Source organism: Paenibacillus sp. BGI2013 (assembly GCF_002843485.1).
Classification (GTDB): Bacteria; Bacillota; Bacilli; order Paenibacillales; family Paenibacillaceae; genus Paenibacillus; species Paenibacillus amylolyticus.
On sequence record NZ_PJFA01000008.1, the window covers coordinates 65,752 to 91,653 of the forward strand.

Annotated in this window: 22 protein-coding genes; 6 read left to right on the plus strand and 16 right to left on the minus strand. The window is 37.2% G+C overall.

Going from position 1 to position 25,902, the window contains the following annotated elements; all coding sequences use genetic code 11:
* Positions 1-19: 19 nt before the first annotated feature.
* Together CXK86_RS19755 and CXK86_RS19760 are read right to left on the minus strand one after the other, a co-directional pair.
* Entirely contained in the window at positions 20-1,234 is a 1,215-nt protein-coding gene (locus tag CXK86_RS19755; RefSeq protein ID WP_101314325.1) for an S-layer homology domain-containing protein, read from the minus strand.
* 121 nt (positions 1,235-1,355) lie between these two features.
* On the minus strand, positions 1,356-1,769 hold the full coding sequence (locus CXK86_RS19760) for a hypothetical protein (RefSeq protein ID WP_101314326.1): 414 nt from the start codon (positions 1,767-1,769) through the stop codon (positions 1,356-1,358).
* Between the two features lie 531 nt (positions 1,770-2,300).
* Between CXK86_RS19760 and CXK86_RS19765 the strand changes: the two genes are divergently transcribed.
* The 5 genes from CXK86_RS19765 (at position 2,301) to CXK86_RS19790 (ending at position 6,491) form a co-directional block, all read left to right on the plus strand.
* Positions 2,301-2,651 carry a hypothetical protein gene (locus tag CXK86_RS19765; protein WP_101314327.1) on the plus strand — a complete coding sequence of 117 codons (351 nt, stop codon included), beginning with the start codon at positions 2,301-2,303 and terminating at the stop codon, positions 2,649-2,651.
* A 161-nt stretch (positions 2,652-2,812) separates the two neighbouring features.
* Entirely contained in the window at positions 2,813-3,484 is a 672-nt protein-coding gene (locus CXK86_RS19770) for an SOS response-associated peptidase (protein ID WP_101314328.1), read from the plus strand.
* Between the two features lie 251 nt (positions 3,485-3,735).
* The gene (locus CXK86_RS32160; protein ID WP_180361803.1) at positions 3,736-3,882 is read left to right on the plus strand and encodes a hypothetical protein; all 147 of its coding nucleotides are present in this window, start codon (positions 3,736-3,738) and stop codon (positions 3,880-3,882) included.
* 1,391 nt (positions 3,883-5,273) lie between these two features.
* Positions 5,274-5,912 carry a hypothetical protein gene (locus CXK86_RS19785; protein WP_101314331.1) on the plus strand — a complete coding sequence of 213 codons (639 nt, stop codon included), beginning with the start codon at positions 5,274-5,276 and terminating at the stop codon, positions 5,910-5,912.
* A gap of 24 nt (positions 5,913-5,936) precedes the next feature.
* Complete coding sequence (locus CXK86_RS19790; RefSeq protein ID WP_101314332.1) at positions 5,937-6,491, plus strand: hypothetical protein; 555 nt, start codon at positions 5,937-5,939, stop codon at positions 6,489-6,491.
* Between the two features lie 869 nt (positions 6,492-7,360).
* On the opposite strand, the gene CXK86_RS19800 is transcribed toward CXK86_RS19790, so the two are convergent.
* Genes CXK86_RS19800 through CXK86_RS31885 form a run of 3 tightly spaced genes read right to left on the minus strand, consistent with a single transcriptional unit; the run spans position 7,361 to position 8,679 of the window.
* Entirely contained in the window at positions 7,361-7,675 is a 315-nt protein-coding gene (locus CXK86_RS19800; RefSeq protein WP_101314334.1) for a hypothetical protein, read from the minus strand.
* A gap of 55 nt (positions 7,676-7,730) precedes the next feature.
* Positions 7,731-8,450, minus strand: a complete 720-nt coding sequence (locus tag CXK86_RS19805) for a hypothetical protein (RefSeq protein WP_101314335.1) — start codon at positions 8,448-8,450, stop codon at positions 7,731-7,733.
* Between the two features lie 37 nt (positions 8,451-8,487).
* The gene (locus CXK86_RS31885; protein WP_144029810.1) at positions 8,488-8,679 is read right to left on the minus strand and encodes a hypothetical protein; all 192 of its coding nucleotides are present in this window, start codon (positions 8,677-8,679) and stop codon (positions 8,488-8,490) included.
* 215 nt (positions 8,680-8,894) lie between these two features.
* On the opposite strand from CXK86_RS31885, the gene CXK86_RS19810 reads away from it, so the two are divergent.
* The gene (locus tag CXK86_RS19810; protein WP_101314336.1) at positions 8,895-9,458 is read left to right on the plus strand and encodes a hypothetical protein; all 564 of its coding nucleotides are present in this window, start codon (positions 8,895-8,897) and stop codon (positions 9,456-9,458) included.
* A 105-nt stretch (positions 9,459-9,563) separates the two neighbouring features.
* On the opposite strand, the gene CXK86_RS19815 is transcribed toward CXK86_RS19810, so the two are convergent.
* From CXK86_RS19815 to CXK86_RS19865, 11 genes are all read right to left on the minus strand, one after another.
* Complete coding sequence (locus tag CXK86_RS19815; protein WP_101314337.1) at positions 9,564-10,367, minus strand: hypothetical protein; 804 nt, start codon at positions 10,365-10,367, stop codon at positions 9,564-9,566.
* Positions 10,368-10,971: 604 nt separating this feature from the next.
* Entirely contained in the window at positions 10,972-11,148 is a 177-nt protein-coding gene (locus tag CXK86_RS32165) for a hypothetical protein (protein WP_180361804.1), read from the minus strand.
* A 924-nt stretch (positions 11,149-12,072) separates the two neighbouring features.
* Positions 12,073-12,861, minus strand: coding sequence for a GNAT family N-acetyltransferase (locus tag CXK86_RS19820; RefSeq protein ID WP_180361805.1), 789 nt, complete (start codon positions 12,859-12,861; stop codon positions 12,073-12,075).
* Positions 12,812-12,991, minus strand: coding sequence for a hypothetical protein (locus CXK86_RS19825; protein WP_101314339.1), 180 nt, complete (start codon positions 12,989-12,991; stop codon positions 12,812-12,814). Before CXK86_RS19825 ends, CXK86_RS19820 begins: the two co-directional genes overlap by 50 nt.
* Positions 12,992-14,166: 1,175 nt before the next feature.
* Positions 14,167-15,492, minus strand: coding sequence for a CHC2 zinc finger domain-containing protein (locus tag CXK86_RS19835; protein WP_101314341.1), 1,326 nt, complete (start codon positions 15,490-15,492; stop codon positions 14,167-14,169).
* 789 nt (positions 15,493-16,281) lie between these two features.
* Positions 16,282-17,775 (minus strand): hypothetical protein, encoded by a 1,494-nt coding sequence (locus tag CXK86_RS19840; protein ID WP_101314342.1) that lies wholly within the window; start codon positions 17,773-17,775, stop codon positions 16,282-16,284.
* Between the two features lie 676 nt (positions 17,776-18,451).
* Entirely contained in the window at positions 18,452-19,684 is a 1,233-nt protein-coding gene (locus tag CXK86_RS19845; protein ID WP_091036796.1) for a hypothetical protein, read from the minus strand.
* A gap of 204 nt (positions 19,685-19,888) precedes the next feature.
* Entirely contained in the window at positions 19,889-20,155 is a 267-nt protein-coding gene (locus CXK86_RS19850) for a hypothetical protein (protein WP_091036794.1), read from the minus strand.
* Positions 20,156-20,341: 186 nt separating this feature from the next.
* Positions 20,342-21,487 carry a hypothetical protein gene (locus CXK86_RS19855; RefSeq protein ID WP_101314343.1) on the minus strand — a complete coding sequence of 382 codons (1,146 nt, stop codon included), beginning with the start codon at positions 21,485-21,487 and terminating at the stop codon, positions 20,342-20,344.
* Positions 21,487-22,365, minus strand: coding sequence for a S1 RNA-binding domain-containing protein (locus CXK86_RS19860; protein ID WP_101314344.1), 879 nt, complete (start codon positions 22,363-22,365; stop codon positions 21,487-21,489). The genes CXK86_RS19855 and CXK86_RS19860 overlap by 1 nt, the downstream gene beginning before the upstream one ends.
* 169 nt (positions 22,366-22,534) lie before the next feature.
* Positions 22,535-25,663 carry a type IV secretory system conjugative DNA transfer family protein gene (locus CXK86_RS19865; protein WP_101314345.1) on the minus strand — a complete coding sequence of 1,043 codons (3,129 nt, stop codon included), beginning with the start codon at positions 25,661-25,663 and terminating at the stop codon, positions 22,535-22,537.
* Between the last annotated feature and the right edge of the window lie 239 nt (positions 25,664-25,902).

A 25,902-nucleotide genomic window follows, 5' to 3' on the forward strand; every position in this document is an offset into this window, starting at 1 on the left:
ATTTTAATAACACAAGGATTTAGGTATAACCGAAAGCAACCTTAAAAGAGGTCACCATTACATGATAGAGTACTTGGGTTTCATCATCGACAATAAACGAGATCGTATACACGTCTTCAATATTTTGGATCGGATCATAAATTGAAATATCCTCATATGTGCCATCGCTCATCCTTTTATAAAAATACTCTATGATCCCTTTGCCGCTCACTCCAGCTGACCCATATCGATCTATAATATCTGACAAGGTGCTTTCACCCAACACAATCCCTTTTTTTGTGAGTAGTGAAGAAGCTGTATTAGGGGAACCATCCATGTATGAGTCAATACTCCAACCATCTAACTCTCCACTCTGGTTAAAGTGTGCGGTGAATAACGGATATGTATCAGAATCAAATATATTCTTTCCTTTAGATTCTCCGAATTGTTCATCAATTGATTTTTTCGAGTCTCCAAATCTAAGTTCTGGAACATCGCCAAGAATGTACAAACTAAAATCCTCATCAGTAACGGGCTCCGTACTAAAATCAGGAATCACTTCAGAATTTATGTCCATTAGATCAGGAAGAAGACTAAGATCTGTAGGAACTTTTGGTCTTACGTCGATCTTAAGTTTTCCATGAAAAGCAAGCTGACGTATCCATTGAAGTGCTTCTGCTCTCGTAAGCGTACTTTCTTCATCAAACTGCTCTGGAGAATTAGCTTCACTGTTGGATAATCCATGTCCGATCAGATAGGCGACAGCATATTGGCCAGTATAATGAACGCCTTGAGTTGCACTGATAATTTCTGCAGCACGTAGTTTGGTAATGGGCTGCATTCTCATCGCAAAGTTGTTTTCTCCCGTTGTCGGATGGTTATATAGTTTAGCCACCCTGTAGAGACCTTCTGTCCAACTCTCACTGGGTAGATATGCACTATTTGCACTTGCATTTGGAATGGCCATACCCTCTGCTCTGTATAACATCTTGAGGAATTCAGCCTCTGTGATTACTTGATCAGGCTTAAGGTTGTAATCGGAATATCCATTAATTATATTTTCAGAGATACCCCATTGAAAGAGACGCTTGGCCCAGTGCTCGTTCATGTCTAATGCTGGAATTCCTCTCCACGTCAAAGTGGCTATATCTTTTTCATTCTGCTCCTGCATCTCGGATTCGGCTACTGCAGTTGTAGAACCCAATAGTGATGCGGCTAAAACCAAACAAGCAGTCATACGTGTAATACTTTTCATTATTGTACCGTCCTTCTAGGATTTAATCGTAACTATAATTATTTATCGGGTGCTTGGCTTATTATGTATAGAATAGTAGTAAAATAGCACCGATTCAAGACTTGTGACACGCCTTCACCTCTCATTTATGGAAATCCATGTTTCCAAACATCTCTTGAATTTTTAACGTCAATTCCTCGTTGTGGATGTAATTATGTCCACCCTGCGAATTCGGAGTGAATCCCAACTTACTCATGTGACCTTCCCGCAAAGATACCGAGTACAGGAAGCCACTTCTCTCTTCTTGGTTCGAATCAGGCTCGAATTTCATATCTTTTATTTGATCAATCCACTCTAGGATCTGTTTTTGGTTAGAGAACATTTTCCGCTCTCCTGAGCTACCATCCGTAATCTCAATGGAATCCACATTCGCAATATCCCCCGGATAAAGTTCTTGCAATGTCATTGTGGTCAGCTTCTCAGCTTGAGGTTTACTGCAAGCAACGATCGCAACCCCCATGAGTAGCACTAGTAGAATACATATTTTTTTCCTCATGTTCCTCCTCCTTTTTGCTACACAGACGCACCTAAAGTAACTTATGTTGCTAGCTCAACGAAATGTGGAGCAGCTGCGAACGGCAAACTGCTCCTTTCATTTTGCACACTACCATTATCCTTTAAGTTTATCTCAAACTTAAATTTGTCGCATCTGAGATAATGCGCCTCGGAGGACCAAATGATCTTATTGGATAGCGATAATGATTGGTTTAGTTAACCATTACGCATAGTTCTCTTCAAAAGACCGCTGTACAAAACCGGTAACCACTTCTGGAGAAACGTACAAAGAAAGGGAGTGGTAAATCAAGCGCCAATACACGTTGAGCGTCAGTTGAAGGAGTATTGTAAGGAGTTGCCGAATAATTAAATTTAGGTCGAGCTTTGAATGGCTGAGAAGGTGTAGATATCCAATACATAAGTCCATCAGAAAATCGTGGTGCTGGTAGCTAGGTAGACAACCAGTTGGAAGAATTCCGGATGCTGCTACCCATTAAAAGAGTTTAAACTTGAATGAGGGGTTAACTGTTCTATGAGTAAAAAGATTAACGAAATTAGTGACTACGTTGGTGTGTTTTGTTTAGGTGCTTTAACATTATCACTTTTTGTATTATCAATTATGTTTATTATTAAGAGCTTTATCAATATTTATAGAAGATTAAAAGGTGTAAAAATAGACAGAATGACGGCTTGTACAACATGTAGACGTTCGATTTCAAACACTGCTATTATTTGCCCGTACTGTGGTGAACATTACGGTAAAATGAACGGATTAGGTGATTCCATATTTATCTGTTTTCTTTTTGGAGTAGGTCTTTTCGTATTAGGAATTGCGAGTCTAACAGAGTCCGTTGAATGGTTTGAACGAACTTATATGAACTGATCAACACATGTCGTATTCTCCATAACTTACCTCCTCAATCCTTTATAGCAAACCGCTATAATTAGGTTGAGGTGTTATTATGTACATCCCCAAAATTTAAGATTACCCCGTACACCAGTGTATGATTATATATTGTAAGCACAATACAGGAGGTGTTTTGTATGTGTGGGAGATTTACAATCACTGACCCTTTAGACTCTATCTTGGACAGGTACTATGCATCGATTGCTGATGGATTTGAGTACAAGCCTAACTATAATGCTGCACCCATGCAGTACATCCCAACTATTATCGGAAGTAAAAACGGTAATAGATTAGGCGCTCTGCGCTGGGGTCTGGTGCCCACTTGGGCAAAAGATGATAAGATCGGGAATAAAATGATTAATGCCCGCGCAGAAACATTAGCAGAGAAGCCGTCCTTTAAACGTCTGATCAGCTCCAAACGCTGTATCATCCCCACGAACGGATTCTACGAGTGGAAGAAAGAAGAATCAACAAAGCGACCGATGCGAATTCTGATGAAAGACGATAGTATCTTTTCATTGGCAGGATTGTATGACACGTGGACAGATCCAGATGGAAACAGACTGAGTACCTGCACCATCATTACAACGGAACCAAATAGTCTTATGGAGGTTATCCATAATCGTATGCCGGTCATCTTGCGCCCTGAGGATGAGGCTGAGTGGCTTGGAAGAGATAATGATGATGTCCAATCGTTGCTCGGTTTTCTTAAGCCATATCAAGCATCTGAGATGCGAGCGTATGAGGTGCCGAAGGAAGTGGGCAATGTGAGAAATAACAGCGTGGACTTATTGAAAGAAATAGTTTAGTGGTAAAGCTTTATCGACTTATTTAGGTCGGTAAAGCTTTTTCATATTTAAAAGTGCATCATTGTTCTTAAAATTAACTCTTATTCATATCGAAAAATCCTATACAAAAATAGACTGGCAGTTGATTTTAGTGGTAATGAATCTGGGCTATCAGAAATAGTGAGCCAAGAGTATCCAGTACAAGCATCTGGAGACCGCGCCATCCTTGTAGTAACCCTGACAACAGGTTGGGATAAAGAAACGATCTTCCGATGAGTGATGTAAATGCATTCCTCAGATGGAACGATGATCGCGAGGCTGGAACGATGATCGCGAGGCTGGAACTGGCCCGGCCAAGTTTGCTATCAACAAATACAGCAACAACAAAGGTCCATTCAACAAGCGTACTGATTACGTGATATTTTGTAATATTTTGACTTTGAGATAAGTGAATATACGACCAACTAATTACATGGATATGTGCTCATTTGCACAGAGTCTTTTAGATGTAAAGAAATAAATGGAAATAGATAAACGAGTTTGATAAAATAAATTGGATTATTACATAGATGGAGGAATAAAATGTTTGATAATATGGCATCTTACTCACTTCTGGGTATTGCCGGTCTCATCACTACTTGTTTGTTTATATTTGGTATGGCTTGTTTAATAGCATTTTTTATCAATATCTTCAGATTGATCAAAGGTCGATCTAACCGAAAGTTAGAACAATGCCAATCGTGTGGTAATACTATCTCAATATCAGCTATCATTTGCCCTAATTGCGGCCACCACTATGGTAGATCTAATGGAGCTTTCAATTCAATTTTCGGGTCATTCGTTGGTTTCGTAATTTGCATTGGCGGTGGATTTATAGCATTAGCTGAACTTATGAAGATGTTTAATGATAAGTAATTAAGTGAGAAGGAGCTAGTAAAGGCTCCCATTTTTGTACCCTAAATTCAAACGCGTTACGGAAGTACCTACCGTCTATGCACTTAGTTGATGCTTTTCTTATACTCGATAAGTATTCATTTTCTAAAATTCATTCATTTCTATAGAAAATTATATCTAGGTCTGATAGACTGTGCTGGATTGATTACATAGTTGGAGGAACGTCATGTTCGAGCGCATAAATAATGTAATAGGTAATTTATTCGGTATAGGGATCATTATCGCAATGTTTGTACTTGCAATCCTAGCTTTTAAAGCAATGTTTAGAAATATAAAAAGAAAGTTTAAACCTAATGCTAACAACTTAATGCGTTGCGAATCTTGCAAAAGTATGATTTCTGCGGACGCTTTCATGTGCCCACACTGCGGGCAACATTACGGTAGATCAAGGGCTGGTAATTCTATATTTTACTGTTTATTGGCCGGATGTGGATTTTTGTTGGGGGCATTTTATGGTCTCCAGCTCTTCTTTGAAGATGAGGAGGTACTTTTTTTTATCCGAACATACTTGAATTAATCGAATATTCAGTAAAAATAGGAGCCTTACAAGGCTCCTATTTTTGTACCCTAGACTCAAATGTATTTCGAAAGTACCTCTTCCCCATGATCTTAATGGATACTGTGCTATACGCTTCTACTGTCTAACATAGTTACCGATGTGCTCTCGGTGTCTAATATATGCGAGATTGCTACCCCAGATTGTATTCAGGCTGCAGCGAGATACTCTATATCTGTGTGAAATATTCTATATAAATGTACTCTTTCTACCTCACTCATACATTTATATAGAATATTTCACCTGGGTCTGATAGACTATGTTCTGTTGTTAATTATTTCTATATCAGGAGGAAGAAAATTGAAAAAGCCTTTCTACAAAAAGTGGTGGTTTTGGGTCGTTATTGTGGTAGTTATTGCAGCGATCGGTAACATGGAAAAAAAGCCAGAGCCCGAAGAAACCGCACTCGATAGTCAAGCTGTGGCGACCGAGGAACAAATAGATAAAGGAGGCGTCGACGAAGTAAACGAAGCTAACGATAAGGCTCAAGCACTGGATAAAGATGCTGTACTCGCATATACAGCTAACATTAGAGGGCGTACCTTTGTAAAAGAAGTTTTAGTCGGTGATCATAACATAAATGTAGAATTTCATAATACTTTTGTAAACTACAAGTCAGCTAATCCTGAATCGGAAGTCTCAGAAGAAGATTATACTCAATACTTCGCTACTGATGATGAAATCAATAAGATACTCATGGAAGAATCAGTACGCCTTTTAAAACAATTCACCGATGCAGATAACATTGTGATAACTATTCCATTCGAAGGAAAGACATACTCTGTTAATTTGAAGAAATCTGTTGCCGAAACTTACTTCAATGTAGATTTCAATACTCTTCATTCTGATCCCGAAGCTTGGAAATCGAAATTAAGTAGTAAATACTTTAATGAAAATGATCGACAAAAGTTTGTTGACGAATTTGTGCAAGTGAAATGATATTCGTGAAAAAGGAGAACCCACATGAAAAAAGTCTTTCTATTGATATGTTCAATATCAATTTTTTTGGGGTTACTACCAATAACTCTGGTTGATGCTGCTACTGTAAATCCAAAGACATTGTTAGAAAAGAAATTCCCTAGGGAGCGTGTAACAGTCAGTAAATCAGTAGATCTAAACGGAGACAATAAGAAGGAACATTTATTAATCACTGACTCAGGCAACTTTTACCTCATCAACTCTAAAGGTGTTATCGTACTTATAGATACAAATTATTACAACGAAGAAGATCCTACTTTCCATATTCTTAATATTTCCTCAAAAGAGAAACATGTTGCTGTAACGTTAGATTATCCACCTTCAAACACTCAACTATTTGTTTTTAAGTATCATGATGGAACACTTAAAAAGAAACTCTCCATAATTGGTGATGTAAGTATTAAGATCTTAAAATCAGGTGAGATCAGACAAGTGTGGAAAAGTCATTTGCCTGAAGGAGGATGGGATGCTGCTGTAGCCCATTATAAGTGGAATAGTAAGAAGGAGAAATATGTAGGTTCAGGTGAATTGTCACGCTGAAATCAAACAGACTCTACCGAATCTATGTTGGTAGAGTCTTTAAATATTGTTAAATCATCAATCCTTCGAATAAGTCTTCTAATCTCCCGATTGATATTGATATCACTCGATAATGTCTCTATGACTTTAATGCCAAATGTTTCCTCTGCTCTCATTTCTCTTCTGTTGTCCACGTCCCGCCTGTTCCACTCTCCTTATGAAAGTTGAGTGTAATTCAAGGGTTAATATTGTTTATACCGTTATTGCCAATCTATCAAAATCGATAATTACAGGGACAACTTGCACATCTCTTGGTTTTATTGATCTTTCAGAATCTAAGGTACATGTAACAGTCAATTGTGAATCTGCTAAATATTTGAATGTTATCTAATAGAAACTGAAACCCTCCTTCGTAGACATCTGATTTATCCAAGAAAGAGCCAACAGCGAACCTAATACATCTGGACCTTCATTTCTGATGTCATGAATATTTCTATCGGACAATTGCGCAACCGCTCATACATCTAACACCTATAGCCTTAGAGGAGGCAATGACTCTTCTAGTTGTGGATACTTTGGTTTTCGTTAAGTATGTGCGACTCGCCCACAAAAAAAACTCAGCGCTAGAACGCCAAGGTATTCCGCTATTAGTACAACGTGATATATTGATCGCATTCCTATTTGTCTTGTGTTCTGTTTATATGCGATTCCTAGTGGTAATTGCTCCAACATGATCTAGCCTTTATTTTCATAAACAATGGTTTGCTCTATTTCAGACATTGAAATAATTCGAAATGTTTTGTGATTACAATATTCATTAATTACCTGTACTTATGGTTAATGAAAGACTAACTTCACTTACTCCACTTACACATTCAACTACGAATATTTTAAGTCGATGAGCTCCTTACAAGGTTTTTATTCAGAGTTTGATATGCTCTCATTGTTATATTCGCCTCATCTGCGATAATAGTGATCGAATCATTGAAAAACGACATTATGATTCGGATTGTGAATTCAATATTGTTTTCAATTAGATACACCTGGTAAATCACTTTTTCTTCACTATTGTGTTCATTAATCACTTGCGCTTCATTAAATTCCTCGCGGATAATATCAGGTATCAATTTCACCTTTTTTTTATTGATCTCAAAGAATATTAATTTGTTCTCATTCAATTCAAGTCGTACCAAACCTTGACTCATTGTATACAATCTCCGATCTCCGTATGGTTAAAAAAACTCTTTTTATTATGTAACCTTATGAGAAATTATTATCAAAGCAACCTTTAGATTCACATTTAATTTTGTACCATTGATAACCACGCTCAGTTATGTGGGATTGAATTAATAATCTGTTCCCACATCTAATACATGTTTTTTCTGATAAATTACCTCTTTTAAACTCCACCACATAGGCTTCTGCAAATTCTACCTCTTTAATTATATGCTCAAGAGCTTTATCACTTATATCAAAAGGTTTCATGTCTCCCCTTCTTGCGTCAATTGAACGAGAAAAAGCTCCAAATCCACCAACCAACTCATGATGATGCGTACTAATCCGCCCGCCACCTCTTTCGAACAATTTTATCATGGGTTCATAAATGTCTGGAAACTGAAGTCCAATATTGTTGCCACTATCAAGCAGATTACACCATCGTAGATAGTGCATAATTAATAATTTCATAAGATAAAAATCGACTTCTTTGTAGTTCGGAGCTGTTACCAATAGCTCGTCCCATTCATTATCGGCCATTTTATAGCCCAATAACAAATCCATTCCCACATAGATACTTGTGAATTCTTTGGAAATAAACTGTAAATAAACACCAACTCTTCGATAATACTCAGCAATCAACCTAGCATCTGCTTCATATTCACCTCTGGACCTTACCTCTTCGTATCTTTTGTTGGAGATTCCAATGTATTGATTCGCGTCAATATTCTTAATTCTTTCAACAGCTAGTTCGTAATAACTCATGTATTTAATATCCCCTTTCTTACAGAATCATTTATCGTTAATTGTGTTTACATTTCGCTTCTAAAGTAATGAAACGACATGCAACAGACTCATTAATATCCTCAGCAATACCTCTTGCTAACTCAATCATTAGTGAGCCGATATTTTTAAGTTTTGCGATTTTCATAGCAGGATAACTAGAAAAAGATATTTGTCCTTGAAAATAAACATCGCACTCATCTTGCTTCAACTTTATGGAACCAGAGATCAAAGACTTATAGGCAACAATATCAGCATTACGCTTGTTGACTAGAAACTTCTAAGCACCCATATGTGGTGTTTTTTTATTTCAAACTTATATTCTACATAGAACATAGCTCGAACACTATTAAGCAAGTTAGCTATTTGACAATTTCAAAGTTCGTTATACAATTCCCTTATCAAATCAAAGAGGGGGAATAAAGTATGCAAAGAAGAACAATAAGCTCAAATGAAATTAATCTCAGCTCATTTATGTTGGTCATAATTGGTGGAGCATTACTGCTTATGGGGTTTCTAGGATTAGGATTTTCACTTTATTTTTGCGGCATTTTCGTGTTTTTGACACATCTACGCCGCAAACAAAAAACCAGAAAAAAGAATGTTCCTGGTAGATCAATCCTAATTAGTTCTAAAGAGATGGAAATTCATGTGAATAACACAGCAAAAGGAGATATAAGAAACTTCCTTTCGATTGCCAGTGAGTCATTAGTTTTTGGAGTAGAAAACAAATTAAGAATTACTTTTTATACTTGGCATCTCACACCAAAATACTTAAGAGCGACACTCGGGGAAGACATAGTAATCGTCGATCCGGGAAGATATGAAAAGCTAGCTCAATTAGTTTTAAATCGATACTACTACAAAAGCTTAATTAAGAAAAAGTTAAGCAAGAAAAAGATCAATCCACTTATCAAAGTTATGATTGACTGGGACAAAATAAAGCCCGAAACTCTCAGCAAATTACAATCAAAAGTAAAGGCTACATAGGCATCATGTAGAACAGGGACTCTTAAGTGAGTCCCAATCCTAAGTAAAAGATGCATTTTATAACAAATAGAATACCCCAAAGAAAAGGTATTCCACGTATTAACTTTAGTATTGGGCGGATAAGCTGGATGCGCGCTGTTTCAAGTTATTGAGAGAGGTTGAAATTTGACTATCAAGAGACTCGACTTCAACTGATATGTCAGTTACATTAACCATCCCATAAAAATTACCTTCACTTGTCAAAGAGTTCGAAGAAGTAATCAATGCACTATTAGTTTTAAGATAGTTTATCTTAGAGTCTAAGCTCGCTTTCAAACTGTTCATTGCATCTAAAAGTCCATTAATGTTATTGTCTTTTTCTTCAATAGACTCAACTTCTATAATGTGGGAATTCAAACCTGAACTTAGATCCTCAAGAGCCGCGATGGTCTCCCTTACGTCTTCGTATTCCTTCATTAACATTACAAAAGTATTTGCTTTAGATGTTATGCTTTCTAGTTCCTCTACTTGAGAATCATTTATGTACCTTATGGTGCTAGATATAGTCTTAATCTTAGTTAACTTGTTGCTTAATTCTTTAGACTTCTCTTTAGCGTAATCGCTAAGGCTAGGCACTTCTTCTACGATTACTGTTAACTCTTTAACACCAGTAGACAGTTGTGTGCTAGATCCGTAGGTATCAGGAGAGAATATCGGGTTTTCCTTCACTTTGTTTAGATAGAGCGTAGCTTCATCATTATCAGCTTTACTCAGTTTACCATATTGCTCGTTAAAAACCTGATAGTTCTTTGATTTAAAAGCCTCGTCTGCTGCACTACTTACTTCATCAACGTTGACTGAGCAAGCAGTTAGCAATACTGAAAGTAAAGCTACAGACAATAGTGTTGATATTGATTTTCGATGTTTCATTATAAACCTCCGATTGTTATTTTATGCCACAAGGAATTTTAGCATAGAAAGACAATACTCACAACGAAAGTTTATTAATAAACAATTGAGCGGAGTATCATCGAATGACAATATGGCACACATCAAACCCCGCTTTCTTAATCAATCTTGTATTTTACTCAGCAGTTATGACATTCTGTCAAAAGCCTCTAATCTTCTTCAAATTAACTAGTTCCTAGTCCAAGAAGAGATCAGAGATACTTTTTTACTTATTTGTGAATTAATATGATAAAAGTTATGATTTGTTGGACTGACTGACGAAAAAAGTATCTGCACAATATACTACACACTTATCGAAACACACTATGATTAAATTACAGGCAGTCTCGCAAAATCAACTCCAATATAAAATTTGGACAAATAAAAAAAGCCCTGTTTATAAGGCTTTTCCATAGCTAATTTCTATGTAAATTTGGTATTTCATTTGTTATTCGTCATAGTATCGTTCTATCAAATCTTGATCGTACAAGTCTATTAACATTGTAACTAATTCTCCAGAACCTTAAAATTTTTTAAATGAGCTAGGTCATCTATGGATATGATTTTGTGTGTGAGTGTATAATTCTCATTCTCCTCTAGAAAGTCTGTCATGATACTCCTTAATTTTTCTTGCAGCATGCTTTTTCATAAACTCTTCATTTTTTTTCATTTTGCTAATAAAACGTTCTGCATCTTTTCCTTCAAGAGTTGGTCGTTCACGAAGACTAACGGCCATTCGTTTTCCTACTTTTTTGCCAGCCAATACAATCATCTCCTATCTAATTTAGAATAGACAGTTCATTCTATGATTGGATCACCTGATAATATGACTACTAGTTACTTACGAAAGCTGAATAAAGTACTAGTCTCCTAGGAATAATATAACATTTCCATATAACATATACAATGTATATGCAACAGAGTGTGCGATGACTCTCACATATAATGTGTTTGAGGTCTCATACAAATTGTGTGTTAAAAACACATACGATGTTGAATTCCCTAAGCTGCTAGGTAAAAGTATGCTTTCATGGGCATATAAAAAGCCACCTCTAACATGAGGCAGCCTTCTACTATGATATTCTATGTATTATTTATAAGCTTCTGTTCTATAACGCATATTCTCAACTTTCCATTCAACTATACCTCTGATCCTTACGTATTATTGAGTTAAAACAGCTCGATGGTAATCTTTAATCTTTTGAATCTTAATATCTAAATAATTAACCAACTCATCACTGAATATCTTCCATACTGTCAATATGATCTTTCAATTTCTTGTTTCCATGATGTTTATAATTCTTCCGTTTATATGGTAGGCGAGTCTTATGCTGTCTATGGAATGCTAAGTACTCTTCGATAGAATTATAGAGTCTAATGATATTGTGATCATCCAAATTTGCCATGAAGGTTGAAACGTTACGCTTAACTTGTTCATGTGCTGCTTCATCTAATTTTAATGCCAATCAATATATAAAGGATATGGATGGTTGGTCAGATTCGAAAAAGTAAATCTGTCAATGTATTAAATAGTTATTACAAGCCACACGTTAAATTTAGACTACAGGGCTGCATGTTAATTTAATCATATTTATTTCCAATATAGTATTTCGAACAAATAAAAAAAGCCCTATTTATAAGGCTTTTGTGATGCTAATTTCTATGTAAATCGGTATATCATTAAAATTCAAGGAAAAGGAATATTTAACGCTTTACAAACAAGCTGTAGATGCTCCAGATTAACCTCTGAACCATATTCAATTTGCTCTAGTATTTCCTCACTCACTTCAGAAGAAGCAGCAATTTCTTCATGATTTACACCCGATTGTGCAAAAGCGCTATTAATTTGATCCCTTATCTCTTGTATTCTTTTTTTGCTCAAATATGGAGTTTCTTTTAGGTCGGGGTTGTCTAATGCCTCTAAAGGAAATAACATATTATAAAACTCATCAGTTCTATTATCAATTTTGAAACCTTGTCCAATATAGAACCATACAGAACTATGAAGAGCTTCTACGGTTAAAAAATTACACCCACTTAAGGAAGCAATGTCTCCAGCTATGATTAAAGCTTCATCAAGCATATGTGTCCCAGTTCCCTGTTCGCGATATCTAGCATCTACTCCTAGATAATGTAGCTTAATTGCAGGGAAATGACTCTGCCCTTCTGTACGTAAATTCCAGCCACTTTCAACAATGAGGTTGGGGGAGACTTGAACTAAATCATTATGTAAACTGAAGAACCCGACTAAATTACCTACATCATCAAAGTAAAGTCGAGTTACGGCAGTCTGACTCTCATGTAAATCCAAAGCATAATTTCGCAGAAAGTTCTCGACATTTCTTTCGTCTGGTGTATCTAACATTTTAAAATTTTCTATATTTTTCAGATAATCTTTTGAAATGTCATCGTATTTTAACAAAAGGTTAAGCCTGCTTTCTTTTAGGAGATCTTTGGTGGTTTGCCAATCTTTCACGGACTTTGTTTATAGCTTCAATGTTAGAAGTTTCTCTACCCTCTGCGAAAGCGATAAAATTACTATACTCTTTTTCGTCACTCACAATAACTTTTGTTGGACGAATGGGTTTAACTTTAATTTCTGGCATGTTAAATCCCTCCTACTACAAGTGTTTTAAGTTTTTTAATTATTTATTATATTGACAATTACCCAAATTCCCAAAATTAGAAAAGTGGGTCTAAACCAATTATATAACATATACAATGTATATGCTACTCTTCTACCAACTATACAAAGACTTATACGAACTAAAAATGCTGAAGTTAAGCGAACTTTTATCAAGTAAAAGTATGCCCTCCTCTAATAGTGCTTAGAAATTCATGTAGGTATTAACTTGACTAGCATATTGCACATTTAGACTATCTCTTTTAACTTCAAATTCTTCTTGAGTTATCATATTATTTAGTTCATTCGTGAGTATTCTAGTGTGGAAATCTGCTTCTTCATTTTTTGCTTTAACATCAGTTGATCTCATTGCTTCGTACGCGTACAAACCAAAGAACAACAATAAAGAGATGATTTGAATGTTTGGAGCTGGATGAAGCCTAGTCAATGAAGGAACAGAAGCGAATCCCAGAAAATATAAAGCAAGTGCAAAGACTAGATAGAAATTCTTTTTGTACAACATATGTAGACCTCACTTCCCAATTTTGAAGTGATTATACTCTGCCAAAAGAAGTGGGGCTATAGGATTAGATGAGATAAGATAAGAGGCAAGGAGGAAAGAACAACAAAAAGAGATTAGTCCATACTATAAATTCATACCTGTCAACAGCTTGTCCCATTTCTCAAACGTCACAAAAAGCGTCACAACATCGAGTAACAATTGATTTTTAGTATTTCCCAAGTCCTTTCAAACACTTTCGAAAACGAATGGAAGTTATCCCACATAGGTCTGTAATGTGTACTAGTATTTTGCCACTCATTCTAAATTGGGATACGGTAGTTGCTCCGTACTGAGTGTAGATTCCAGCTTCCCAACTCCAAAACACAGATCGTAGAAATACGTCAGAGAAAAAAGTTTTTACCAAAAGATCACTACCATGACCGAGCTTGAATTTAGCCTGCTAAAGTTTCTTGGTTTCATTGGAAGCTATTTATAATATTGAATTACATTGATTATGCATGATATGAGAGTTAGATAAGGTCGAGGCCGAAGAAAGTAGCTGAGTGACACCAACCGTCGGTTGCGTCTAATAACTTTAAACGTCGCAACGAGCGCTTACCTTCTCATATACTAAAGTATAGATTTAAAATGCTCAATCATAAAGTAACTAGACGTCTTGCTTTGGTACGTAAGTCTATTTCAATGGGTAAAATAGACTTCAATAAGATATCATCGAGTCCCTTCCCCAATTGTGGATCCCAGCACCAAATGACAACTTCAATGCCCTCATCATCTAAAGCTTGCTTTGCAAACTCTGTCAGATGTTCAAATACGTACTTATTCTTTCCTGCTTCTTTCGTTTCGTCTAAGAGAGCATCCATATCCATAGCAATCACTAGCTTTTGGGTTCTCCATTGACGAAGGAGGGGGATCACATCCTTGTAAATACCTACGCCAGGTATACCAATTAATAGTTTTTGAAGTATGTTGCTAGATATATAGGATTTATGTTCGCCTTCGCTACAAACAACAACATCTGACGCAAGATATTTATTGACTTCTACTCCTGTCTCCCAGGCTTGAAGTATTGAAGAAGGTGCGATGATGTTTAATGGTGCTCCAGAGGATGCACCAGCCTTTCTCATTTCATATACATCATCAACATACTCAATGTTAGGAGCAGAAGAAAACCACATGTACTTTTTATCCTCTCTTCCGGTTGATACACGCAATCTGATCATTTGCCCTATTGCATTTCGCAAAGGAATAAAGTATTTCCCCGATGCAGAGATAGTCCAGAACCAATCTCCCTCATGAATGGGATCTCCGCCTTTCCGAAGTCTCTTTGAAAATCCTGGAACGCGATCTAAAGAGAATCCTTCAATTAATAATGTGCGAATTATTATGTTCAATTCCTTGTAACTCTTAGGCACTGACCGGAGTCCTATCGCTACAATTTCTTGATCTGAGTATTTTCGTTTAGATCTCCATTCATGTACATGTTCTTCGTACATCGGGCACAAGGAAAGGAATCTGCGGTACACTCGATCACATATTTCATCTGATTGCGGTTCAACCTCTTCAATGATAGGTCGAGGCTGATATTTGGGAGTTTTATCTTCATCAGAACGCTTAGATTGACCAACTTCATACACAACATTAATTCCCATGATCTCTGCGATTCCTAAGATACAATCAAAAAAATGTTTTCTGTCCCATTCTCCGAACTGACTCCAACAATAAAAGGTTATCGCATCTGCACCTTTACAACCACAACCCCCTCCATCAAAGCACTTAAAAATACCTTTATATTTGGAGATATATGTTTTAGGTCTTTTTTCTGAGCAGTGATTCGGGTTGGGACAATACGTGACCCAAGAACTGCCTGAACTTTTTACGCTGTAACCCATTTGTACAGCTAATTCATACGCTGTAACATTTTTGACTTCATCAATCGTTTCTTCACTTATAAATTTAGCCATCACAGTTTCTCCTCTTCCCTAAATTCGTAAAACGACAAAAAAATACACTAACTCTTTCCAATGACCAATACATCCTAAAAAGGAATAGGTATCTCAGCATGAGATAGTTGGTCACTCGAAAGAGAAGTGCATTGAAATAGAATTGTCCTTTTGCGCAAGCTAGGACTTATAGGCATTAACAGCTGTTGGTATATCTGTATTTTACCATAGCTAATCCTTTTGAGAAAGCAAATAAAATGATGTGAAGACTGTAGGAGAAACTATTTTTAAATGATCTACTTAATAAAAGATCGATATAGAACCGGGTACATACTCGTCCCATATACGTGTAAAGACTTATCAACAGATAAATACAGAACTATGGTAATACGAATCTGATAAATACAGGAATAACTAAAAATCAGTCATATGATTACAGAAAATATTGGAGAGGAAAATACTTTTGAATATAACTGACTTATGACACTTGGCAATTGTCCACAATACAGAATTTAATCTACTAAGTGACTCTGTATTTATATGAAAACTATATGATGATGATACATCTTATCAAACTATCTACAGTATCTTTCTGTATTTGTACGAGGAAAATTATTTCTTTCTGATAAGATTTCAATTTTTATTCTGTATTTATATGAACAATGTCAAAAAAAACAACGGTTCGTAGTGATCCGTTGTTTACCCTCTTCTCTCCCTTAACAATTACAATATAGTCTGTGTCGTAAGAATTCACAGACATAACTATTTCATCAAAACGAATAGCCCTCTTTTTTTACTGATCAAAGAAGGCTAGGCGGTATGCTCTTTAGTTAGAATATGATGTTCAAGTTTGAAGTCGAGAGGAACATCTGGAATTGTAGTCCAAGCTGGCAACATCTCTATTTTGTTGATCATCCACTCTCGCACTGCTCGCGTTTCATATTCATTCTCCAAGCGTATGAGTGCTTGAATTTCAAGTTCTTTATATTTGTCGGGACACTTCCTTAATGAGAAAGCATGATTCCTCATGGTTACCACATCAAGATAATACTGCAACTCATTAGATTGATTATAATCATATAGGCTAAATGCCGGTGGCCTTGTATAACTACCTTCTAAGGATCTGACGGAAGCCAAACAAAGTTTAGTAAATTCACGTTGGCTGAACATACTTGCTGCAGCTGCAAATTCGTATAATCTATTCTCATCTAATTTACGAGGACATATAAACTTATATACCCCCGTTTGTTTCGCGATTTCCAGATAGGTCACCATACCTTTGTGACGCATCTCATCTCGTATGAATTCCATAATATTAATCGGGAACATCCGGTTCTTTTCATATAATTCCCTGATTTTCTCGATCACATAAACCATATACTTATAACTTTTCCCACGCAGCAAGCGAACTAGTTGATAGAAGTCATTTCCATCATTAAGATACTCAAACTCTCCAATCAAATTTTTAGAAAGGAGATTCTTGAGATGTCTAATAACCCTTCTATATGTCTTTTTGCCTTGCAAGACATCTCTATATTGGGTTCCAGGCATATATTTGCTTGTATAAGCTTCATTGACGATTACCGTCAATTTTGGTGAGGTGGTCCCTCTTCTAGCCTCGATGTTCCAAGATTTTATGAGTGGCTTCTGATGATGTATTGTTGTCGTTGAAAGAAGATGGAGTATATTTTTCAACTCGTACACATGCTTCTTATGGAGCTGTTTTAATATCCCCTTATCTTTATTGAGCCAGTAAAAGACCTCTTTCTCTTTCTCGTTACCTTGTTTACGAAGCAGATCAAAAACTAACTTTTGCGCAGAAATAGGAAGATCCGTAAAGCCCTTAGAAAAGACAAAAGGGTTTACGACAACGAGACGACTAATCTTATTCGTATCCGGATTAATAAAGTTTGTAAGAGAAAACTCACTTGTGATGCCAGATAGCTTTTCTTGAATGAGGCCCAAACGTACAAATTTCTCAAATGCTATGTAAAATTGATCATCGCAACACGGATCTTCATAGAGCTCATAAAGCTTTTTATAGATTTGGTGTCTTGATACATTTTCAAGCTTACCTTCTGAATTAAAACACACGTGTAGTGTAACCATGAGCATGATGTCTGCTTCTGTCACATGCCATACTAACCGGCCAACTCCATTAGAACGTGTTCTAAACTTTTCACTGGTGTGTATCTTTTCGGAGATTGAAAAAAGGGCATCAATAAAACCATCGGTTAGCGCAATGTCTTTTGATCCGGATTCTTTATCTTTAGGTTGGGTGATTTCAAATACAATCTCAGTCACGTTGGGCCTCCTTTCTCTATATAAATGGACTCCAATGATGTAAGTGCTGGAGTGGGATTGATCCATCGCTAAAATTCGCAATTTAAAAACTAAAACAGCTTTTAAAGACATTTCTTTGGTCTAGTTAACCATGAAATCTGACGCGGTAAGACAATGATTATCCACAAGCAGAATCCCTTAAAATGGAGATTCTAATTCTATCCACAAGTCTAAGGTATGATTTACCTTTTTACCTAATTCGACAGTATCATTAACCATCTTTGTTGGTCAATCGGAGTAAAATGTATGATCAATGACGGAGTAGAATGTATACTTCCTTCAAAAATACATTCCACTCCCTTAACTATACATTCTACTCCCTACAAAATACCTTTTACTCCCACCAACATACATTCCACTCCGTTCATTAACATACATTCTACTCCGTGAATTTCGCGAAATATATTTTATATTCGACCGAATTATCCATAGTTTTTAAACTTCCATCTCGCTATTTGTGCGTTTCATTCTGGAGGGTAAAAAACAAAAACAAGAAATAAACCATGACGGAGTAAAATGTATGGTTTGTTAGGGAGTAAAATGTATGTTATTTTACGGAGTAGAATGTATGTTGAACATCGGACCAGAAATAAATAGTAAGCAAGAAATGTACTTAGAGAGCCTGTACAAACAGCTCTCAAAGCATTTTTTGGGATGAGTCAAGTTCGATTGCTCCTGTCTTGCCTCGGTGACCCTGAAGCCACTCACTTGGTGTAAACTCAATATGGGTAAACTTACGTTTGCTTTTGCACATTTTGAAATCAGAGATGATATCTGCATCCAACAGGTGCGCAAAAGATGTTTCGATCGTCCGAATGGTCCTCGCACGATTAAAATTCGCATCATTTCCATCTTTCAGAATAATATGATCCATGAGCTGATCCAACGAAAATGACGTAGTCCCATTCTCAATAGCATCCAAAATATTTAAATAAATCATTCTTGCATAGGAGGTGGGCAACTCATTGTAAATCACCATATTAATGAAAAGATAATTGCCAGCCAGTAATGAGTCATGTAGTACCTCATGGAAAGTTATTACTGCAGCTCGTTCCTTTCCTTCCTCTTCTTGAGTCCGTGCAATCCAGGCTAAACTCTTAATCGGTCTATGTTGAATCGTAGCAGAGTAGTATTCAGAGATAGCAGGATCAAAATATTCCTTATACTCGATCCACGTCGCCGCGATATTTTTTAAACTCTTATGGATTAGTTTGTACTCTCCCCCAGAAGGTTTCGTAATCATAGCCTCGGCAAGGTCCTTAAATTCAAACTTGATTTGTTTATTCTTGCCTTGATTCAACCACAATTTAAATAGCCCTATTAACACTCTTGTATCATAAGTATTTAATAAAGCCCCATTATCATTCTTGTATATCATAGGACGGAAACCACGTCGTTCTAACTCCAGGATATCCCCTCCTGTAAGTTTGTTCATCCCGTGAGGTGTTCCACTAAGAAAGAGTCCGCCTTTAATTAAATTTTTCTCTAAGATATGAGAATGCGAGTTATATTGTTTTCTATATTCCCGTTTCATTTGAATTGCCAGTTCAATCGCTTTGATAATCAAATCATGATGCACCTGTTCTAAGCGATCTGCTTCTGTAATTTTTTGACCGGAGCTTTGTATCGTTAAGTACCTCTTTAATAGCTCCCTCTCTTTATCTCTATATTTCTCCAATAGGGGTTTCAACTCGTGCAGATTACTATTCATAAACCCTTTTGAGATAATCTGCAAGTCGCTCTGAGTAAGACTCTCAATTTTCTCGGAATCTATTCCAACTTTTTGCATGGCAACCGTTTTTTGAGCAAGGGAAGAAATCTCATTGGATATTAGGTCTTTAAATTTAGACATATCTTTACTCACCTTCATTCCGCAGAATTCTCCTTTGTATTGTAATAGCTCGGCAGCCTTAAGTCTATTATCCGATCTGAATCTTTAATAGGTTAAAATCGTACAACCTTGGTGCTGTCTGCCAAATTACATAATTCGCAAGACTTACCCAAGATTCATGGTACAAAACATTGTGATTATGAAAAAACCTGGCTGAATGCCAGGTAAGTGGGGACACTTCTATTAGTTCAATACATCTTTATAATATGTAAGAAGATGGTCATTCGCTCGTTTCCATTCCAAATCATCCACAATGTCATGTAGCTCAGACGATGCACCTTCGGTTTCGACTACTTTAAAAAGGTTATATGATGTATCACTTGTGCTTGCTGCCACGTAACCTTGTTCCTCAATATAAAACATCTTCAGATACTTAAGCTTCGTTCTAGTATCCAATTTATCGCTAATAATAATTAAATCAACCGGAAAGTTCTCAAAATTACCACTCATCTTCTTCAGTCCCCGTTCTAATTTATTTATATAGTTCAGCTTGTATCTACATTATTAAAAGTAATAATTATCAAATCATAACAATTATATTCACACTCTAAATAAATGAATATAAGTTGTCAACTAAAACCATCAGGTTATGAAAAAGCAATGATTTGTCTTTGAAGACACCCTATCTCGCCTATATTAAATATCGTCATCATCTTCAATATCTGGTTGCAAATTTGAATAATACTCCGAAGCCGTCATCCCCTTGTATCCTGCTTTCAAATACGGTATGGAAACACCGATCAAAGAATCCTTTTCCAGGTGGTAATTGATAAACGTTTCTGGTCCAATGCCAGAAAGTAAACGTTCATCCGTAGTGTAGCGAACCTCGACACTCGGCATATACTTTCGTTGCAATTCAGAAAGAAACTTAACCCGGCTATCTCCATCCACAATCATAATAACCCGGGTTGGTCTTTGATGTTCGGGTAAGGAAGTGAACGCGAGTTCCATACGCTGAAATCTCGTAATGACTTTGTTGATCCAGTCTCGAGATGGACGAAATACCTCTATCCAGAACAATTTAAAATCATTTATATCTTTAATGACTCTAAAGGAGGCATAAGGATAATGATTAGACTGGGCATTGGGGATTTTGATAGGTGGACGTCTGGTCCATTCAACCAAGCGGTCAATCCGCACCAATTCGCTATACAATTCATTTGCCGCTAAATCCAGAAAGAAATTATCCATAGATGGAGATCGCCCAGGTGGGAAAACGATCGGTTGGAGCCAGAACTTGTCTGGAAGTCTCTTTTGGAAAATAAGTTCAGCTGCTTGTGCGCTTGCTTTAGTTAAAGCATATACTTGAGGCTTTTTACGCTGCTGAACACCAGTTAAAGGTGAAACCCATGAAAAGGCACATATAACTCCATTCTTCCTGCATTTTTTAATGAAATCAACCGTACTCCGATCATCTTCTTGACCTGGATTTAAGGATCTGTGTATCTGACTTCTTGTTGCTATTCTAATAGTAGAAAGCAGATCAAGTAGTTTAACTTCTTTTTCAGTGAAATGGCCATCTGATAACCTCGTTTCTAACCAGTACTGACCATTTCGAATTCCTTCATTTGCTTTAATGAAGACTTGCTGTGCATACGGATCGCTAAATAATCCAAACTCAGATCCGTCTGGCAGTAACATTTCTCCAATGTCTCCTGGGGAATCCTGGCCATAAGGATTCATTTCTGGAGGTACTGTCTGGAATAATGAAGCAGGATGTTGCTTCGCCTGCAAATCGGATCCAGATTGTTCAAATTGAAGAACTCTTGAATTTGTAACCATTAGTGTACCACACGAACGCCGCGTCTATTTCCAGCATTGATGGATCTCTGAGGAAGGATAGTGATGGCCTTAATTCGTCTATCCCGGTGATTAATCTCGAGAATTTTAACGGTTACTTTTTTCCCTTTCTTCAACACATCCGGATTCGCGTTTGGTGGGAAGTTCGTGCGAACAGTTAAACCAGATACACCAACAAGCTCCAAAAACACACCATGCTCTGGGTGAATTTTAGTAATAACCGCTGTGTATGATCCGCCTTCTTTGTAGTCGCCAATTTGTCCCCATGGATCTCTCGATAGAACTTTCGCGTTGACTTCAAGAAGCCCACTTGGGTTTTCCTCTGTAGGAGCTTCGAGTTTCGTAATTTTAATATCGAGAGTATCACCGATTTCAAATTCGCTTCGCATATCTTCAATATAAGAGTAACTAACTTCCTCCCTGTTCATCACGACTGGAACACCTTCAACAAGTAGATACAGGCGAGACATATCAATTCCACGAATAAATCCGACCATAACTTGTCCTACTTTAGCAGACTTCCAAAAACGCCTTGCAGAAACCTCAAGTGCTTGAATCCGATCAGCTAAAAACCAATGCCCCTCGATATCCACCGTCTCTACAACAAATTCGAATTCTTTTCCCAGAAAATGATGAAGTCCTTTGAATTCGTAATTATCAATCCGGGACTTAGGAAGATAACCAAAAACTCCTTTGTAGTTGAGTTTTAACATTTCTTCCTTTTTGTCACCCAAACTCAATGTTTCTAATCCGATAGCTTCAGCATAAAGAACTTGTTTCACACGTTGCGATTCTTTAATATCAGCCCATCCTAGTTTTTCATCCCCAACATCATCAAAGCGTTGTTCAATTTGGCGCATAGTTACCCCTCAGCTTTCCTAGTCTATTTGAGAATATACATGTTCGCCCGGAAAACAAAAAAAGAAGCACCTCGTACACATGTCGATGACATGTGTGCGAGGTGCTTCCCCGATCCGAACTTATTCAATTACTTATAATAGTAATGACAATCTCCCATATTGTCAACTATCAATCATCATCTATAACAGTGCTGTCCAATTTGGTTATTCGGGACTGAGCTATTTCTTTTTGCTTAGTTCGGGCACCCCTCCCCATAGCAACTAAGTCGCTAAGTTCCGGATCAATAAAGGTGTTAGAAAGTTGATCCGCTTGACCTGTCCTAGTGGGTAACTGATGTTCAATGTATTCTTTTGTTTGATCAGTTGCGTTCTGTTCAGTCACTTGATCTATTTCGATATCCTGAATCCCCCAGCCTTCATCTGAATCTGTTAGTTCTGGTTCGCTACCTAGATCTTGCGGATCCATGTTCTTGTGACCTAGTTTTATGAATAAGTCATTCAATGAACTTTCAACACCTGAAGGCAGTGAAAGGCTCAGGTCTGCGGACTGTTGATCATCTTTCGAATCAGTATTTTCTGAAACAACCTTATCTGTCATGGGCTTCATACTAATATCCTGTAATGTTTCTGAATAAAAACGATAATCCTCTTCATCCTCCAGTAATAAATTGATTGATTTCGGAGGTGTAGTACTTGAGCTCATTAGGTTGAACGTCTCCTCTTCATCCACTGGAATCAATGCAGGTTCTGACTCTTTTTCTTCTAAAGGATTGGTTGTAGTTTGACCCCGATCCCTTAAGAAATCATCCATGGCTACCACGTTAGCTACTGATGAATCAAGCATAGCTGCGGACTGCTCCGTTTCATTGTATTCACGTGTCATCGTGGATGGGGAAGTCGGTAACAGTTCCACCAGATCTTCTTCTTTCGGTTGCACTGGCTGCTCTGAGATGTCCGCAGATTCACGTTCACCCGTATCGTCTGCTGCTTTATCGTTGAACAACGGCTTTAATAAGTGGATGTGAGCCAGTTTGTGAGCTGCAATAGCCAAAGGTTTGTGGTCTTTCGTCTCGAATTCAATTTTACCGATATTCATAAACTTCGAAAGGTATTTAGTTTCGGTAATAAACTTACCGTACGCACGGGTAGGGGCTTTCACACTACCATCTGCATCAACGAAATCAACAATGAAGTGTTTGAATTCTTGCTCCTTTATATCCGTTGGAGTGAATCTCGCTGCAAGGGTTCTTTGCATATTATGCCGCATCCCCCAGGACTGGTTAGGCATACTGACCGGTGTCATTGACTCATTGGAAGATTCTTCGACCTGCACTTCTTCACCAAAGTTATTAGAGAAGCGCTCATTATCCTCATATTCCCCTCCCCCAAATACGGTCTTATTCCGCGCAGAATTCAGCACAGTGTTGTCATATCCCTGCACAACAGCTTTCAGCTGACCCAGTGACTGAATTGCAATAAGCGTTCCGACTTTAAATGAACGACCAAGTGTTAACAAACGCACAAAAGCTTCGTTAATGTATAGTGGGAATTCATCGATATTGAGGAAAACAGGACAGCGTTTATACCCATTTTCTTCTGGTGGACGTCGAAATACAGAGGATTGAAATTGACGAATAAAGAACTGTCCAAAAGATAGACTTAATTCTTCTAATTCACCAAGTGCGGTATTAACCAGAAGCACGCCTCCATCTTGAAGGAATTGATCTATATTTAATGCCTCTTCCCCTTCATTAGCCACCATGAGTTGGGATAACATTTCATTCATGACGATATCGTTTAGATACTTTTTACCACCGGCAACGTACTTGTCTTTTTTGTTTTCAATGATTTGTTTACCTTCGTATTTGTGCCCTGATGGATAAGTCACCGGATGAACGTTTTGTTCTTTGTCTCGGAACGTTTTATAATCCAGGACCTCACTTTCAAAGTATGATACGATCCTGTCGTAGCGCTGGAGAACAGATTTCTTGTTTGGGTCAAGTTCTGGATCAGCTTGTTCGCTATCGATTGCTTTACGAACTTCCTCCGTGATATTCGCAAGGTACCGAGGATCCGTGTACATCTGCTGCATTTGTACAATGGAAAACAAATCTCCATAACGGATTTTTCCTAACATCGTATACAAACTTGCCGTTTCACTTTGCTGACCTTTAAAGAATTCATCTTGGTCACCTGCCAATGCATCTAATACGCCTCTAAACGTTTCAGCAGCTGACTCTAGTGGTCCAACAAAAGGGTTAAACTTAATAGATCTTACCAAATCGGTTGGATCGACAATTTTAATTTTATGGTCAGGTATCCCTAGTTCTCTGCAAAGCTTTTGCACATCTCGGATCAAATCACCTTTGGGTTCGAGAACAACAACACCTAACTTCCTACCTCTTGCGATTCGAATTAAGTCTTGAACGATACGTATTAGAATAGATGTAGAGGTTTTACCAGTACCGGTAGCACCAACAATCAACTCGTGTAAATATCGTGAGCCTTCAGTCAATACGATAGGTTTGTTCGTATCCTTCTCCCATCCGACAATCACGTCAGATGATTTACCACGCAGCGTGAAGGACTGGCTTGCAAGTAAAGAAAACTCCCAGTTGTAAAACAGTAGCTGGAGATCTTCATTTCGATAGAATTCTTTTGCAACTATGTACACTGCAAAGAGGGAGATGAAAACAGGAATACACATAAGAACAAACCCAAAGCTCTCCATGGACCTAACGACTAAATAGTCTTTGTCCGATTGAACAGTCACAAAGAAGTCGAAGAGGTAGTTTCGCACATACCAAGAAAAAACAGCTGTGAATGAGCATAAGAAAGGTATTCCAGACAGAATTGCTGCAGCTATTCTTCCTTTTTTGGAAGTCCAGCTAATTAAAGTCTTATACCCCCGCATAATGGGTTGGGTTACCGTGGAATAGATCCAAGTTAAGATAGGAAAATTTAACACGATCAGTATCCACAACGTTTCATAATGATGAAGTGGAACATAAATGAAATCAAGTAACATGATTAACAGTGTAGGAGGTTCTTCAAAGAAAACACTTAAAAAACCCATAGTCCCGGAATCCACATTAAACCATTGTGCAAAAAAAATAAGAAATGATGAAAATCCGAGCCACATATTGATGACTATCATCATTGTGACTATAATCGTATGAAAATAAATACGATACCACTCATCCATTCGCTCTCGGTTGTCGATCCACCACTTCCTTATGAACGATCTTAATTGGGGAGGCATTCTTTCATCTGTATTGTTGTTAGCAACCTTTTCCATTGGCATCCTCCTTCTACCTCTTATTCTGATTATGAAATTGAAACCTTGAAAACCTGTTAAAACAAAAAAAAGAAGCACCAGCTATAGCGAAGGCTCGCTATAACTGGTGCTTCCAGTTTCCGAATATTCAATTTCTAGTTTCATTATAGCCCCTTGCTAAATGATAGACAAGAGTATGTTACTCAATGTTTTGACAATTGAATAGAGAATGGGTTAGTTTATACATTAGGAACGTATTT

What these genes read in the sequence shown, in the direction of transcription:
- CXK86_RS19810 (WP_101314336.1), top strand. Translation starts at nt 8,895, where the DNA reads ATGCAAAGAAGAACAATAAGCTCAAATGAAATTAATCTCAGCTCATTT.
- CXK86_RS19800 (WP_101314334.1), bottom strand. Translation starts at nt 7,675, where the DNA reads ATGAGTCAAGGTTTGGTACGACTTGAATTGAATGAGAACAAATTAATA.
- CXK86_RS19835 (WP_101314341.1), bottom strand. Translation starts at nt 15,492, where the DNA reads ATGGCTAAATTTATAAGTGAAGAAACGATTGATGAAGTCAAAAATGTT.
- CXK86_RS19860 (WP_101314344.1), bottom strand. Translation starts at nt 22,365, where the DNA reads ATGCGCCAAATTGAACAACGCTTTGATGATGTTGGGGATGAAAAACTA.
- CXK86_RS19755 (WP_101314325.1), bottom strand. Translation starts at nt 1,234, where the DNA reads ATGAAAAGTATTACACGTATGACTGCTTGTTTGGTTTTAGCCGCATCA.
- CXK86_RS19815 (WP_101314337.1), bottom strand. Translation starts at nt 10,367, where the DNA reads ATGAAACATCGAAAATCAATATCAACACTATTGTCTGTAGCTTTACTT.
- CXK86_RS19855 (WP_101314343.1), bottom strand. Translation starts at nt 21,487, where the DNA reads ATGGTTACAAATTCAAGAGTTCTTCAATTTGAACAATCTGGATCCGAT.
- CXK86_RS19805 (WP_101314335.1), bottom strand. Translation starts at nt 8,450, where the DNA reads ATGAGTTATTACGAACTAGCTGTTGAAAGAATTAAGAATATTGACGCG.
- CXK86_RS19850 (WP_091036794.1), bottom strand. Translation starts at nt 20,155, where the DNA reads ATGAGTGGTAATTTTGAGAACTTTCCGGTTGATTTAATTATTATTAGC.
- CXK86_RS19825 (WP_101314339.1), bottom strand. Translation starts at nt 12,991, where the DNA reads ATGCCAGAAATTAAAGTTAAACCCATTCGTCCAACAAAAGTTATTGTG.
- CXK86_RS19770 (WP_101314328.1), top strand. Translation starts at nt 2,813, where the DNA reads ATGTGTGGGAGATTTACAATCACTGACCCTTTAGACTCTATCTTGGAC.
- CXK86_RS19765 (WP_101314327.1), top strand. Translation starts at nt 2,301, where the DNA reads ATGAGTAAAAAGATTAACGAAATTAGTGACTACGTTGGTGTGTTTTGT.
- CXK86_RS19790 (WP_101314332.1), top strand. Translation starts at nt 5,937, where the DNA reads ATGAAAAAAGTCTTTCTATTGATATGTTCAATATCAATTTTTTTGGGG.
- CXK86_RS19865 (WP_101314345.1), bottom strand. Translation starts at nt 25,663, where the DNA reads ATGGAAAAGGTTGCTAACAACAATACAGATGAAAGAATGCCTCCCCAA.
- CXK86_RS32160 (WP_180361803.1), top strand. Translation starts at nt 3,736, where the DNA reads ATGAGTGATGTAAATGCATTCCTCAGATGGAACGATGATCGCGAGGCT.
- CXK86_RS19760 (WP_101314326.1), bottom strand. Translation starts at nt 1,769, where the DNA reads ATGAGGAAAAAAATATGTATTCTACTAGTGCTACTCATGGGGGTTGCG.
- CXK86_RS19845 (WP_091036796.1), bottom strand. Translation starts at nt 19,684, where the DNA reads ATGAAGGTGAGTAAAGATATGTCTAAATTTAAAGACCTAATATCCAAT.